Below are 14207 nucleotides of genomic sequence, written 5' to 3' on the forward strand. Positions count from 1 at the left end.
GGGCGCCGCTCGGGCCGCGAGCGGGTCGAGCGCCCTCTCCGACGGGATCAGCCGCGCGAACGCGGGCGCCGGCGAGCTGGCGACCGGCGCGGGAAGCGCGGCCGACGGTGCGGCTCGCCTGGCGGACGGCGCCTCCCGGCTGGCCGGCGGCGTCGCCGCGCTCGCCGACGGCGGCGACCTCGTGGAAGGCGGCGCCGCCGCGCTCGCCGCGGGTCTCGCCGACGCCGTCGGCCCACAGGGCGTGCCGCTTCTCGTATCCGGCACCGGCGGGGTCGCCGCGGGCGCGAAGGGCGTCGCCGACGGCACCGCCGGCCTCGCCGCGGGCAGCGCGTCGCTCGCGCAGCAGCTGAGCGCATTCCACCAGGCGCTCGTCGACGGAGGCGCCGACCAGGCGACGGTCGAGAACGCGCTCGCGCTCGCCCAAGCCGCGCAGCAGCTCGCCGGTTCCGCCGGCGCCGTATCGACCGGCGCGGCCGCGGTGTCGGCCGGCGCGCAGTCGACCTCCGCGGGCACGCAGGCGCTGGCCGCGAAGCTCGACGTCGCCGCGGCCAGGTCCGGCGAGCTCGCCGCCGGGGCCGCCGCGCTCGACGGCAACCTCGACCTCGCCGCGTCGAGCGCGGGCACGCTGAGTGCGAAGTCCGCCGAGCTCGCCGACGGCGCCGCTCGCCTCAGCGCCGGCGCCGCGTCGCTTCGTGGCGGCACCTCGACGCTCGATGTCAAGGTCGACGAGCTCGTCGCGGGCACCGGGCGGCTCGCCGCCGGCACGGCGGAGCTCGCCGCCGGTGCGCAGCGGCTCTCGTCCGGCGCCGGCGGTCTCGCTGCAGGCAACGGCTCGCTGGCCCAGGGGGCGACGGACCTGTCGACCGGACTCGACGAGCTCGCGACCGGCTCCGCCGAGCTCGCCGCCGGGACCCGGACTCTCGCCGACGGCTCGATCGAGCTCGCGATCGGCGCCGAGACGCTCGCCTCGGGCGCCGGCGACCTGCGTGACGGCAACGGCCGGCTCGCCGCGGGTTCGGCGGAGCTCGCCGCCGGCACCCAGGGCGTCTCCCCCGGCGCGCTCCTGCCATGGCTGGTCGTCTTCGGAGCCCTGACCCTGACGGCGCTGGCCGCGTGGTTCGTGCACCGGTTGCGGCACGCGCGGATGGCGCCGGCCTCGGCCTGACACGACGGAGGGCACGGCGCGCATCGCGCGCCGTGCCCTCCGGCAGTCCCGGGCCGGCCGGACCTCGGCCGGTCCCGGCCTCACACGCCCGAGGTCACATCTCCGGTCAGCCGCCCGGGCCGCCGCCGTTGCCGTTCCCGTTCCCGTTGCCGTTGCCGTTGCCGTTGCCCGGACCGTCGTTGCCGCCGCCGCCCGTACCGGTGGGCTGCGACGGTTCATCGGAGGGCGCCGGCGGGTCCGGCTCGACGTAGCGCCCGTCGGGGGACGATCCCGGTCCCGCCACCGGGCCGAGCCCGGCCTGCGTGAAGTCGCCCCCGCCGAACTTCGCCGCGGCCGCGGACATCACCTCGGGCCACATCCGGTGACGCGCCGTGGCGGCCTGACCGGTGGCGAACCAGATGCCGCGCTGGTTCGCGTCGCCGTTGACGCTCACCACGGCGGCCGCGGTGGCGACCTTCGTGCTCGCGCCCACCATCCAGGTGTCCTTCGCGCCGTCGGTCGTTCCCGTCTTGCCGATCAGCGGAACGCTCGGAACCGTCGCGGCCTGGGAGGCGACCGCGGTGCCCTGGGTCATCACCATGCCCATGGCCGTGTGCATCGCCGCGGCGACGGGCTCGGGCACCGCCTGCGTGCAGGTCGACTTCGGCGGCGGGATCTCCTCACCGTCACGACCCGTGATCCGGTCGATCGCGATCGGCGAGCACGTCTTGCCGTTGTTCGCGATGCCCGCGAACGCCACCGCCATCGACAGCGGTGCGACCTCGTTCGTGCCGATCACCGACGACGGCCCCTGCACGAGCACGTTCCCGTCCGCACGATGTACGCCGAACGCCTCGGCGGTCTGGCGGATGCCGCAGAGGTCGAGCTCCTTGGCCATGCCGATGAACCCGGTGTTGATCGATCCGATGGTCGATTCGAGCGCGCTGTAGTTGCCGCCCGACTCGTTCGCGTCGTTGCGGGGATTCCAGTCGCCCGCGAAGTGCGGTCCGAGGCAGCTGTCGCGGAACACGCCCCAGTTGCTCTTCGGGCGGGAGTCGACGCGCTCGGCGAGCCCGTGACCCTCCTTCAGCCACTCGGCCAGCGTGAACACCTTGTAGGAGGATCCCGGCTGGAAACCACGGGACCCGCCGTAGTCGAAGTCGGTGTTGTAGTTGATGCTCGTGAACTGCGGACCCTGCGCGAGCACCTGCGGGTCCTGGCTGTACGCCCGGTTCTGCGCCATCGCGAGCACTCGGCCGGTGCCGACCTCGACGGTGGAGATCACGCCGCCCACATCCCACCCGGGATACGTCGCGGGAACGTGCGCGGCGATCGCGCGTTCCGCAGCGGCCTGCAGGTCGAGGTCGATCGTGGTGTAGACGTTGTACCCGCCGCGACGGAAGTTGAGCAGGCGGGATGCCTCGTCCTCGCCGAAGACCGGGTCGTTCTGCAGGATGTGCTTGACGTAGTCGCAGAACCAGGCGCTGCCCCCGGCGGTCTGGCACCCGGTGCTCGGTTCGGTGATCTTCGGCTCCACGGGGGTCGCGATCGCCTCGTCGAACTCGGCCTGCGTGATCTTCGACTCGGCGAGCATGCTCTCGAGGATGTAGTCACGCCGCCCGTGGTTCTCGGCGTACCCGTCGGCGGCGCCGTTGACCTCGTTCCCCGGCTGATCGAGCCGGAACTTCGACGGGTTGTTGACGATCGCGACGAGCGATGCCGCCTGCGCGAGCGTCACGTTCGCCGCCGTCGTGCCGTAGTAGTAGTTCGCGGCGGCCTCGATGCCGTAGACGGTTCCGCCGAATCCGGCGATGTTCAGGTAGCCGAGCAGGATCTGGCTCTTGGTGTAGCGCTTCTCGACCCCGATCGCGAGACGCATCTCCTTGAGCTTGCGATCGATCGAGGTCTCGGTGACGGCGTCGTAGCATCCGTCGCGTTCGGTCTCGTCGGCGGCCGCCCGCTCGCATTCCTGCACGCGCACGTTCTTGACGTACTGCTGGGCGATCGACGACCCGCCCTGCGTCTCGCGGCCGCTCGCCGTCGTCACCGCCGCTCGCATCGTGCCCTGGAGGTCCACGCCGTTGTGCTCGTAGAACCGGGGGTCCTCGCCGGCGATGGCCGCGTCCTTGACGTACTGGCTCACCTCGTCCCAGTCCACTTCGACGCGGTTCTGGTCGTAGAACGACGCGAGCAGCCGCTGCTTGCCGTCGGGCTGGGTGGCGTAGATGTTGCTCTTGACCGACAGGTCGCCGATCTTGAGGTAGCTCGGCAGGTTCTCGAAGAGCGAGATGGTGCCGGATGCCGCGACTCCCGCGGTGGCGATCGCGGGCGTCACCGCGGCGGCGACGAGCAGCGCCGCGGCCGCGCTGACCGCGACGAGGCCGAGCAGGCCGCCGAGGACACCGCCGAACGTGCGCGGTCGGGTCACCGCGCGATCGTGCGTGTCGCCGTACATCATCGAACCAACCCCGACCTTCCGAGGCCGTCCCCATCGCGGGACCGGATGCAGGGTTCCGGTCCTCCGCGGCCTCGCCTTCCATCGAACCTCAGGGATCGGCCCTTGTAAAGCAACGCCGGGCGTGCCGCCCGAGCCGCTAGCCCGAGATCACCCCGCGAACGCGATGGCCGACGGCGATCGTCTCGCCCGAGATCGCTGACAGCGGGGAGATGAGGAAGCCGACGAGGTCCGCGATCTGGGTGGGCGACGACTCGCCGCCCGCGCCGACCTCGACGGCGACGGACGGCTCCGGCCTCACCAGCCCGGGATTGACCGTGTTCACCGTCACTCCCGTTCCGGCGGCCGCATCGGCGAGGTTCTTCGCGATCACGTTCAACGCCGCGTTCCGCACGGAGCCCGTGATGTTGCCGGTGAGGAACGCGTTCTGCCCGCTCACGCCGACGATCCGGCCGTAGCCCGCGGCGGTCATCACCGGCATCGCCGCGTTCGCGACACGCAGGAATGCGAGCGACTTCGCGTCGACGGCCCGGGCGACCTGCGCCGGGTCGCCGCTGCGAGCGGGGTCCAGCGTGTGGGCCGGCGGCGCCGCGGTCACGACGACGGCGTCGAGTCGACCGTACCGATCGACGATTCCCGCGATCGCGCCGTTCACCGAGTCGTCGTCGCGGGCGTCGAGGACGATCCCGTCGCCCGGCGTCCTCGACGCGACGACGACGGTCGCGCCCTCCTCCCGGGCCCGGCGCGCGATCGCCGATCCGATGAAGCCGCCGCCGCCGACGACGAGCACGACACGACCGGTGAGCTGGAGGTCCATCCGTTCACGCTAGCGCGGGCCCCGCGCACCTGTTCCCCGCTCGCCGTGGTCCGCCGGAGCCCGATCGACTCACCTCGCGACGCTCTCGACCCTCGGCCGGGACGGCCGCATCCACTCGGTTCCGGTCGGCATCACCTACCTCGACGGGATCGTCCGCGTGATCGGGAGTCGAGGTTCGCAGAAGTTCCTCAACGCCGAACGGAACGGCAGGGCGAGCGTCAACACCGTCGACCGTGCGAGATGGCTCAGCTTCGAAGGGCCCGTCCGAGTGCTCGCCGACGCGGAATCCGTGGCGCTCGCCGTGGAGCTCTACGCGGCCCGCTACCGGCATCCGCGCCCGAACCCGAATCGGATCGTGCTCGAGCTGACCGTGGAGCGAGTACTGGGATCCACCGGGATGCGCGCCGGCTGACCGCCACGTGTGAGACGATGCGCTCCGCGCACACGCCGATCGGTTTCTGATGAGGCTCCGACTCGCCGCTCCTCGGCAGGCCGCGGAGGTTCGCTCGATCGATCAGGCATCCGGCGAGACGCCTACAGGGCTTGCATCTCCCAGAGCTCGCGGTACCGTCCCGTCCGCGCGACCAGCTCGTCGTGCGAGCCGATCTCCACGATCCGACCGCGGTCGAGCACCACGATCCGATCCGCCTTGCGGATCGTCGACAGCCGGTGCGCGACCACCAAGGTGGTCCGACCGACCATGAGCCGCTCGAGCGCTTCCTGGACCTTGCGCTCCGATTCGACGTCGAGTGCGCTCGTGGCCTCGTCGAGGATGAGCAGTCGCGGGTCGCGGATGAGCGCCCGCGCGATCGAGATCCGCTGCCGCTGGCCGCCGGACAGCCGCGCACCGCGCTGTCCGACCGTCGTGTGCCAACCCTGCGGCAGCGCGTCGATGATCTCTTCCGCGTTGGCCCGTGCAATGGCGACCCGCACCCGCTCGTCGGAGACCGGATCGAGTCCGTAGGTGATGTTGTCCCGGATGGATCCCTCGAACAGGACCGAGTCCTGCGGGACGACCGAGACCCGCCGCCGCACCGATCGCAGGTCGAGGGTGCTCATGTCGGCTCCGTCGAGCAGGACTCGACCGGAGGACGGGCGCACGAAGCCGAGAGCCACGTTCATCATCGTCGACTTCCCCGACCCGGACGCTCCGACGAACGCGATCGTCTCGCCGGGAGCGATCGTCAACGACACGCCGGAGAGCGCAGGGTGTTCGTCGCCGTACCGGACGGTGACGTCCTCGAATCGGAAGCCCGCCTCGATGTCCGGCACCTGCCGCTTGCCTTCGTTCTGCTCCAGGTCGGGCTCGCAGATCACCTCTGCGATGGATCGGATGGACTCCCTGCCTCGGGCGATGATCGGCATGAAGCTGAGGACGGTCATCACCGTGCCGGTCAGGGTGGTGAAGTACGTGCCCAGCAACACCACCTCTCCCGGCGTGATGTCGACCGCCCCGGAGACCGAGAGGGCACCGGCACCGAGCAGGCAGCCGATCGCGAGCAACTGCATCAGCACCCAGCTCAGCGCGCCGAAGTGGCCGTTCACCATGTCGAGGCTCAGCCCGCGGCTGCGGACCCCTTCAGCGCGCTGCGCGACACGGGTGAAGGAGTCCTGCTCGAGCCCGTGGGCGCGGGTGATCGGCATCAGCACGGCCATGTCGCCCACGGCCCGCGAGTACTGCTCCATCTCGATGCGGAAGTCCTCGTTGCGGCGATGCGACCTCTTGCGAAGGAGTGCCCACACCCCGACCCCGAGGGGGATGGTCAACGCGTACACCGGGAGGAACTGCGGCACTGAGAGCGCGGTCATCGTGATCGCACCGAGGAAGACCACGATCGCGGACCCGAGCGGGTTGCCGATCTGGCCGAACATCAGTTCGATGTTCTCCACATCACGCACCACCTTGCTCTGCATCACCGCGGCGCTGGTGCGTCCGAAGTACCCGATGGAGACCGTCTGAAGTCGCGCGACGACGGCATTGCGCAGGGTCACGGCGATCCGCCGAACGATGCCCATGTAGGCCCGGGTGAAGAGGATGTGCGTCGGGTAGACCTGCAGGAGCAGCGCAGCCGCGATGATCCCCAACACCCCGAGGGCTGACAGGGGACCGCCGGCGACGACGTAGTCGATCGCCGCCGCGGTGATGACCGGCAGGAGCCACAGCGGGCTGTCCTTGACGATGAAGATGGCGGAGATCCCGACGAGCCGGGCCCGGTACGGGCGCAGCAATCCGAGCAGGGAACGCAGCGGGCGCCCGGGGTCGAGTGTCAGGGTCTCAGCGGGGCTCGCTTCTCGACTCATCCCTTGACGCCGGAGCTGATGCCCGAGCCCATGAAGTAGCGCTGGGTGAAGAGGAAGATCACGATGACGGGCAGGATGTAGATCAGGGCACCGGCCGACTGGAGCGTGATGATGCCGGATCCGCGGGGGTCGAGGTATCCGATCGAAGTCGCGACGGCGAGCGTGGTGTTGTTGTAGTTGAGGAGGAGTGCGGGCGCGAGGTAGTCGCCCCACGTCCACGTGAACGTCAGGATGAGCGACGTGAGGATCATGGGTCGCGACAGGGGGAGGAAGACCCGCCAGAAGATCCGCCACCAGCCCGCGCCGTCCATGATGGCAGCGTCCTCGAGCTCGAGCGGGATCGCCGTGAAGAACTGCCGGAACAGGAAGATCAGGTACGGGGTGCCGGCGATGCCCCACAGCACCCACGGCCAGTACGTGTTCACCAGGCCGAGGCGCGCGAAGAGGATGTAGGTCGGGATCAGGGTCGCGATCGACGGGATCATCATCGTGGCGAGGATGATCGTGAACAGGGTGTTCTTCCCCCGGCCCCGCAAGCGCGCGAAGGCGAAACCGACCAGTGCGCTGCTGAACGTGGTGAGCACGGACACGATGACTGAGAGGAAGAGCGAGTTCTTGGCGTAGTGGAGCCAATTGATCCGCGTGACCGCCTCGACGAAGTTCTGCCACTGCGGGTCGAACTGCAGCAGCGAGAAGGCTCCGCCGGAGACCTGCGCCGGCGTCGCGAGCGCGACCAGCACGATGTAGAGGAACGGCACGAGGAAGAGTGCGGCCGCGATGACCACCGCGGCGTACACGCCGATACCGGCTCGGTTCGCCGACGGGTCGTAGCGTCGGCGCGGGCGACGGGGGGCGGTCGTCGGACTCTCGTCCACGAGGGGCGGAGTGATCGCCCCGACGGCTGAGTTGACCGTGGTCGACATGGTGCTGCTCTCAATCCTGGTCGACGGCGACCTGATAGAAGACGAAACGCTTGCTCAGACGCTGGAGGATGAGCGTGAGCCCGAGGACGAAGACGAAGAAGACCCAGAGCATCGCGGTGCCGTAGCCGAAGCGGTTGTACAGGAAGAACTCCTTGTACACCTGGACCATGTAGAGCGTCGTGCTCTGCGGGATGTTCGACGCCGTGGAGAGGTTGTTGGTCTCGGCCAGGAGCATGGGCTGCACCAGGACCTGGAGCGACGCGATGATGCCGGTGATGACCTGGAAGTACAGGATCGGCGAGATCATCGGGATGGTGATGCTGCGGAACACACGCCACGAACTCGCGCCATCGATCTTCGCGGCTTCTTCGAGTTCGACGGGGACGTCCTGAAGAGACGCGAGGATCACGATCATTCCGCCGCCGAGGCCCCAGAGGGTCATTACGATGAGGGCGTAGAACGCGTACGGATCTGCGAGCCACGTCGTCTGATCAGGGCCGCCGAAGAACTCGAGGATCCCGTTGAGGAGGCCGGCATCGCGGTTGAAGATGAGTCGCCACATGATCGCCACCGCGACGATGGGCACGACGGACGGCACGAAGAAGATGGCGCGGACGACACCGCGCGCCCGGATCCGCCGGTTGACCAGGACGGCGAGGAACAGTCCTCCTCCGACGCTCAGTGGAACGGCGATGATGACGTACGCCAAGGTACGCAACAGGCTCGCCCAGATCTCGGGGTCGGAGGTGAAGATCTCGATGTAGTTGCGCAGGCCGACGAAGCGCCAGATCGGCGACTGGCCGTCGTAGTTCGTGAAGCTCGTCCCGAGAGCGAATCCGATCGGAACGATGGTGAGCAGGACGAATCCGAAGATCCATGGAGAGGCGAACAGGTAGAACGTGGAGGTGCGATAGCGCCGCCACCCGCGGCCGCGGGCATTGCTGCCCGCGACCGCGACCGACGTCGCCGTGGAACGGCTGGTCATCCGAGCTGGTCCTTGCCCTGGGCGAGGGTGTCGTTCAGCTCCGCCTCCAGGTCGGCGAGTGCCTGCTTCACGGTCTTCTCGCCCTTGATGGCCGCGACCGACTCGCGGTCGAGGGCGCTGACGAACACGGCACCGTCCATGTAGGGCGAGGTGGGCAGGGTCGTGACGGCGTCAGCCTCGAGCTTCGCGGTCTCGGCAGCCTCGACCTGGAAGGGGTACTCCGAAGGCAGGTTTCCCCAGAGCGACTCGAGCGCGGGCAGGCCCCAGCCGCTCTCGGAGCGCTCGACGGCCGGCTCGCCGCCCATGAAGTACTCCAGCACTCGCCATGCCTGGTCCTTCGAGTCGGAAGCGCTCGGGATCCAGCCCCCCACGCCGCCGGCGACCGATGCGATGCGCTCACCGAAGGTGGGCGTCGGCACGAGCTGAGCGGTGTCGCGCACGGCAGCGCCTTCGTCTCCGACGAGCATGCCGCCCATCCAGTAGCCGGTCATCGTCATCGCCATGCGCCCTGACTGGAAGGCCGGCCCGTCCTGGCCGTCCGGCAGGGGGTTGAGGCTCGTGACGCCGACGCCACTCGTGCCGTAGTCCACCAGCCACTGCATGGCGCGCTCCGCTTCGGGCGTATCGAAGTCGACCGCGGTGAGATCGTCGTTGTAGATCTCGCCACCCTGCTGCGCGATCATCGTCGTGAACAGCGTGGTCGTGCCCCACTGCCACTCGAGCCCCAGCGGGTACTCCACACCCGCGGCCTTGAGTTCCTCGGCCTTGTCGAGGACGGTGTCCCAGTCGGAGACCTCCGTGGTGCTGAGCGGCTCGACGCCCGCGGATTCGAACAGCGCCGTGTTCTGCCAGAGGGAGGTGTCGGCGCTCCAATCCTTGATGACGCCGTACAGGTCGCCCTCGCCGCTCGTGCTCCCGTCCCATCGCCAGAGGTCGTTGACCGGCAGGAGATCGTCCTCGCTGATGACCTCGCTGCCCGCGACGTAGTCGTCGAGGGATGTCGCGAGGCCCTTCGCGAACAGGTTCGGGTTCGGCGAGCCGCGCACGAGGTCGGGCGGATCTCCGGCAGTGAGCGAGGCGTTCAGGCGGGTCTGATCGAACTCGATGAAGTCGATCGTGATGTCGGGGTTGTCCGCTTCGAACGCCTCGATCATCTCAGGCGTGAACTCGTTGCTCTGGTACATCACCGTGACGGTGGTGACGCCGTCGGCCCCGCCGTCCTCAGCGGCGGTGCACCCCGCGAGCATCAGAGCAGGAACGGTCAGCGCGGCGAGCGCGACAAGTCCCCTCTTGGCGGGGGCTGTGTGTCGGGACATCTCTGTCGCCTTTCTTCCGGGATCCGGGTTCATGTCTGGCTTCCCCCGACGCTGAGCGGACCGGATGTTTCCGGGCTCTGCGTCGAGCGTGCCACAAGAGTACGTCTGCTCCCGACGACCTCACGATGGCCGATCGAACGGGATTCATGGATGAAACGATGGCGTCTGCGACCCACTTCACGAGTGCCGCTCACCCGCGAATGACCTCTCGATCACGAAGCGATAACGGACGATGTTGCGGATCTCGCCACGTTTCGGCGAGCTGGCGGGGCTCGGCGTTGAACCTCCTGCATGGACGATGACGGGAGACGCAAGATTCGGTCGTCCTGCCATCGGTCAGCCGAGTCCGCGCACGCGCCAGGCGAATCGCATCGACTCGTCCGGGGCGATCGTGAGCAGGTCGCGACCGGAGTTGAGCGCATCCGGCGGGCAGCTCTGAGGCTCGACGGCGACGGCGTGACGCCGGTCAGCGCCGATGGACTCGTCCGCGGTGTAGATCTGGACCCAGTCGCAGGATTCGTCCCACGTGATCTCGGTCCCCGTGCCGTCCGGAGCGGTGAGGCAGGCTCGAGCAACCCCGTTCCGGTCGCGAGCCAGCCCGGTGAACGCGTGGTTCAGGATCGTCTCCTCGATCATCCGCCCCTCGCGGAAGTCGTAGACGCCATCACGATGCTCATCGACCGGCACGAGCTCCGTGGGGAGCAAGCGCGCGTCCGTGAGCAGGACCTCCGCGGCGGATGTCTGCAGCGTCCACCGGTCGACCGCCCTCCGCTTCGCATCGCCGGCGAGCAGGTACGGGTGGATGCCGATACCGAACGGGGCGTGCGTCGCACTCTCATTGGTCGCTTCGACTTCGAGGAGCAGGCCATCCGTGCCGATCGAGTAGGTCGCGTCGAGTCGCACGCGCCATGGGTAACCGGGTTGCGGCTCGATCCACCCGCGCAAGGTGACGGCGTTGAGGCTCTGCCGGATCGCGTCGAAGCGGAGCCAGGCAGCGAGTCCGTGCGCTGCGCAGTTCGTGTCGATCTCGTTGACGGCGAGCTGGTGGTCCTGCCCGGCGATGCGATAGCGGCCGTCGGCGGTGCGGTTGGGCCACGGGGCGAGGATCGCGCCGCGCATCGCGGGCCGGAGCTCATCGGCCCCGAACGGTACGACGAGGTCGCGTCCGCGGTACGTCAGCGACCGCAGCGACGCTCCGACGCCGGCGATGTGCGCTACGTAGTATCCGGCGCGCAGCGTGTGCTGCGCGCCGGACAGGGGGTCGAGCGACATGGGTCAGTCGTCGCCGTTCTCGCGAGAGAACAGCAGCAGCTCGGGGAGGCTCGTGGCGAAGTAGTCGGTAACACCGTCGTCGCGGCGCGCCACCGGCGCCACGTACTGAGCCCGAGCCTCGCCGAGCGAGGCGGGCGGGTCGGTGAGCGGGAGTCCGTTCGCCGTGAGGGTCGCGTCCCACGCCGCGATGGCCTGTCCTTCCCCACCCTCCCAGGGGTGGAACGGCCGGGTGACGAGGATCTGGTAGGCAGTGCCGGCGTCGCCTTCGGCCACGAGGAGGCGGACGTACTCGATCGTGAAGTCATCTCGGGTCAGGACGAGAGACTCGATCGGACGCAACCGCGCCAGTCGGTCCGAGGTCGAGTGTCCGAGCCGGATGGCGAGTTGGTCTTGCTCGTAGCGGATGCGCGGATCGTGTGGCGCGACCTCGGCCGCTCGAGCGTATCGAGCCCAGGCGGCGTCATCGTCGTGCTCGATGTTGTACGCCGCCAACGCCGCGTTGCGGAGCAGGACGGCGTCCGTGTTCCCAGCGTCGATGGCCGTGTTCCAGTGTTCGCTGGCTTCGACGCGACGCCCGTGCGCATAGAGCAGCATGCCGATGAGGGCGTGCGCGGTCGCGTCCCCCGGTTCCGCTCGCAGCGCGGCGTCGAGCGCGTCGAAGGCGTCGAGTCCGTGCGGGAACGCCCAGGTCTGATCCGCGCGGCGTGCGAGATCACGCTCTCGCGACGCATCCGCGTCTCGGCCGAGTTCGTCGAGCACCTGCGCAGCGAGGTAGTGCGCGATCGGACGCGCATTCCCAGTCGGGGTGATCGGCGCGGTCTGCGCGCGCGCGAGGACCCCGAGGGCACCGGACAGGTCACCGGCGTCGCGGAGGTCGAGCGCGATGTCGATGAGCAGCCCTGCCTCGGCCGCGACATCGGCCCCGGCCAGATGCCGCAGCGTGGCGTCGAGCGGGTCGACGGTGAGCGCGTCGCCGACGAGCGCCGTAGCCTCTTCGCCACGGCCGACTCGTTCCAGGAGGATCGCGCGCAGGGCGGTTCGGCGGGTGTCGTGGCCGACCACGCCGTCGAGGGTGTCAAGGACTCGCAGCGCGGCTCGGTTCTGACCGCGACGGCTGAGGGATTGCGCCAGGGCGAGTCCGGCTGCGGGCGCCCAGGTGCCGTCCCATCCCGCCTTCCCGAAGGCCTGCTCAGCCTCGATGACGCGGCCGAGACGCCGCAGCGCCAGGCCGAGCAGGTAGAAGGCCTCGGCGTCCTGCGGGTTCGCGTTGCGGCGGGTGAGCCTGGCGAGGGCGAGGTTCGTGCGCTCGACGGCCCGCTGGTAGCGCCCCGCCCGGTAGTCCCGGTCGGCGAGGGCGAGGTTCGTGCGAACGTCTCCCGGATCGCGCTGCAGTGCCGCGTTCCAGTACGGGAGGGGCGAGCGCGTCGGGTGGCGGTATTGATCGAGGTGGAGCCCTGTGAGGTAGAGCTCCTCCACCGATTCGATCGCCTCAGGCAGCGGAGGCTCTTCCGCGACCCATGGCTCCTCGTCGTCGGCGACGGTCGGCGTCCAGCGGACGAGCAGCCGACCGTCCTGGTCGACCAGCTCGGCGGTGACCGTTCCGTCCTCGACGACGGCGGCGTCGAGCGCGGCCGGGATGCCCGGGAGGAGGTCCTGCGTGCGCGAGGCGATGACCTCACCATCCCGGAGGATCCGCAGCACCGCAGCTGCCTGCGGGGCGGTCACCGCGAACGTGGCGGACACGCCTCCGTCGCGCTCGACATGCACCGCGGCGTCCGGCGTGGCCTGGTGGGCGGCGCCGATCGCAGGGATGGGGTACCAGTACTGGGTGAAGACCTTGGTCTCACCCGGAAGCAGCCAGCTGAAGTCGGGCTGGTTGTCGGTGTAGACGCCCGCCATGAGTTCGACGTACGGACCGTCCGAGTCGGTGAGCTGGGCATCCCAGGCGTGCCCGAACGGGGCATCGCCCCACGTCCACTGCTTCTTCCCGGGCGAGACGCGGCGCTCGGCCCAGTGGACGAATCCCGCCCCCGCAGCGTGGTCGTAGCCGCCGAAGAAGTCCTGCTGCGAGTCGACGATCATGTACGAGGTCGGCACCGGGATGTTGCGGTAGAAGTCGATGCGGTCCGCGCCGGGCTTCTGGGCCGCGAGCGCCGGGTAGTCCACCCCGTAGTACGGGCGATCGGCTTCAGGGAACGCGGTCAGCGCGCGTCTGGCGTGGTCGGCGACGTAGCGGACATCCTCGGGGAAGAACGACTGGTAGTCGTCGTGCACCCGCGCGGCGACATTCGCCCACCAGAGGAAGGTCTGGCGTTCCTCCGTGCGGTTGTGGAGGCGCACCGCGAGCTCGACCACCGAGCTGTTCGGGCGGAGTCGCACCCCGTGCTGTGCGGACATGCGGGCGAACGGGTCGTGGTCGTGGCACCAGACGGTCACCGTGCCGTCGTCGCCGTACTCGATCGAGGTCTCGACGGGGAGGTAGGTCGCGGGACGGTGGTGCTGCGGCCAGTTGAACTCGACGCCGCCGCTGATCCAGGGGCCGGCGAGCCCCACCAGTGCGGGCTTGATGACGTTGTTGCGGTAGAAGAAGTCGTAGCCGGTGGTCTTGTCGTAGCCGATGTGGATGCGCCCGCCGAGTTCGGGGAGCACGACCAGGCGCACGTAGGCGTTCTCGAGGTGGATCGCTCGCCAGTCCCGGAGCACTGCCTCGTCGGCCACGTTCTCCGTGAACGGGATCGGATAGACCTTTCCGCTGGAGCCCTGGTAGACGCGGTGGTCGAGGTACATCGGGTAAGGGCTCGGCTCCCCCGCCTCGTACGTGCGGATGGTCATCGGCTCGCTCCACGCCACGGCCCCACCTGCGGCGATGACCGCCTGGAGGTCCGCCGGCGCCTCCGGCAGTTCGAGCTTGTCGTCGGCCTCGGGCGCGGATGCGTCGACGGCGACGTCCAGGACGTCGGAGTGAGTCGGTTCAGCGGTCATCGCTGACCTCCA

8 protein-coding genes and 2 pseudogenes are annotated in these 14207 nt (G+C 69.5%); 2 read left to right on the forward strand and 8 right to left on the reverse strand.

Features of this window, described 5'->3' with window-relative positions:
- Nucleotides 1–1165 (forward strand): annotated as a pseudogene (locus ACSJD1_RS08050) (hypothetical protein); the annotation flags it as partial.
- A gap of 106 nt (nt 1166–1271) precedes the next feature.
- Here ACSJD1_RS08050 and ACSJD1_RS08055 read toward each other — a convergent pair.
- Both ACSJD1_RS08055 and ACSJD1_RS08060 read right to left on the reverse strand, forming a co-directional pair.
- Nucleotides 1272–3572: a transglycosylase domain-containing protein gene (locus ACSJD1_RS08055; protein WP_438854799.1), complete on the reverse strand. Its 2301-nt coding sequence runs from the start codon at nt 3570–3572 to the stop codon at nt 1272–1274.
- A 166-nt stretch (nt 3573–3738) separates the two neighbouring features.
- Nucleotides 3739–4416, reverse strand: coding sequence for an SDR family oxidoreductase (locus ACSJD1_RS08060; RefSeq protein WP_438854800.1), 678 nt, complete (start codon nt 4414–4416; stop codon nt 3739–3741).
- A 76-nt stretch (nt 4417–4492) separates the two neighbouring features.
- On the opposite strand from ACSJD1_RS08060, the pseudogene ACSJD1_RS08065 reads away from it, so the two are divergent.
- Nucleotides 4493–4828, forward strand: a pseudogene (locus ACSJD1_RS08065) (pyridoxamine 5'-phosphate oxidase family protein); the annotation flags it as partial.
- Nucleotides 4829–4950: 122 nt separating this feature from the next.
- Here the strand turns inward: ACSJD1_RS08065 and ACSJD1_RS08070 are convergent.
- The 6 genes from ACSJD1_RS08070 to ACSJD1_RS08095 all read right to left on the reverse strand — a co-directional run bounded on the left by ACSJD1_RS08070 (nt 4951) and on the right by ACSJD1_RS08095 (nt 14195).
- Nucleotides 4951–6717, reverse strand: coding sequence for an ABC transporter ATP-binding protein (locus ACSJD1_RS08070; protein ID WP_438854801.1), 1767 nt, complete (start codon nt 6715–6717; stop codon nt 4951–4953).
- The gene (locus ACSJD1_RS08075) at nt 6714–7640 is read right to left on the reverse strand and encodes a carbohydrate ABC transporter permease (protein ID WP_438854802.1); all 927 of its coding nucleotides are present in this window, start codon (nt 7638–7640) and stop codon (nt 6714–6716) included. The genes ACSJD1_RS08070 and ACSJD1_RS08075 overlap by 4 nt, the downstream gene beginning before the upstream one ends.
- Nucleotides 7641–7650: 10 nt before the next feature.
- Nucleotides 7651–8625 (reverse strand): carbohydrate ABC transporter permease, encoded by a 975-nt coding sequence (locus tag ACSJD1_RS08080; protein WP_353816209.1) that lies wholly within the window; start codon nt 8623–8625, stop codon nt 7651–7653.
- A complete protein-coding gene (locus ACSJD1_RS08085) occupies nt 8622–9941 on the reverse strand; it encodes an ABC transporter substrate-binding protein (protein ID WP_353816210.1) in 1320 nt (439 codons plus the stop codon). The genes ACSJD1_RS08080 and ACSJD1_RS08085 overlap by 4 nt, the downstream gene beginning before the upstream one ends.
- 336 nt (nt 9942–10277) lie before the next feature.
- On the reverse strand, nt 10278–11213 hold the full coding sequence (locus ACSJD1_RS08090) for an aldose 1-epimerase family protein (protein WP_438854803.1): 936 nt from the start codon (nt 11211–11213) through the stop codon (nt 10278–10280).
- 3 nt (nt 11214–11216) lie between these two features.
- Nucleotides 11217–14195: a DUF5107 domain-containing protein gene (locus ACSJD1_RS08095; protein WP_438854804.1), complete on the reverse strand. Its 2979-nt coding sequence runs from the start codon at nt 14193–14195 to the stop codon at nt 11217–11219.
- Nucleotides 14196–14207 lie beyond the last annotated feature (12 nt).

Origin of the sequence: Agromyces excoecariae, assembly GCF_051715505.1 — a bacterium.
Classification (GTDB): Bacteria; Actinomycetota; Actinomycetes; order Actinomycetales; family Microbacteriaceae; genus Agromyces.

Bases quoted from the DNA above. Each gene is read 5' to 3' on its own strand.
- ACSJD1_RS08060 (WP_438854800.1), bottom strand. From the start codon at position 4,416: ATGGACCTCCAGCTCACCGGTCGTGTCGTGCTCGTCGTCGGCGGCGGC.
- ACSJD1_RS08070 (WP_438854801.1), bottom strand. From the start codon at position 6,717: ATGAGTCGAGAAGCGAGCCCCGCTGAGACCCTGACACTCGACCCCGGG.
- ACSJD1_RS08075 (WP_438854802.1), bottom strand. From the start codon at position 7,640: ATGTCGACCACGGTCAACTCAGCCGTCGGGGCGATCACTCCGCCCCTC.
- ACSJD1_RS08080 (WP_353816209.1), bottom strand. From the start codon at position 8,625: ATGACCAGCCGTTCCACGGCGACGTCGGTCGCGGTCGCGGGCAGCAAT.
- ACSJD1_RS08085 (WP_353816210.1), bottom strand. From the start codon at position 9,941: ATGTCCCGACACACAGCCCCCGCCAAGAGGGGACTTGTCGCGCTCGCC.
- ACSJD1_RS08090 (WP_438854803.1), bottom strand. From the start codon at position 11,213: ATGTCGCTCGACCCCCTGTCCGGCGCGCAGCACACGCTGCGCGCCGGA.
- ACSJD1_RS08095 (WP_438854804.1), bottom strand. From the start codon at position 14,195: ATGACCGCTGAACCGACTCACTCCGACGTCCTGGACGTCGCCGTCGAC.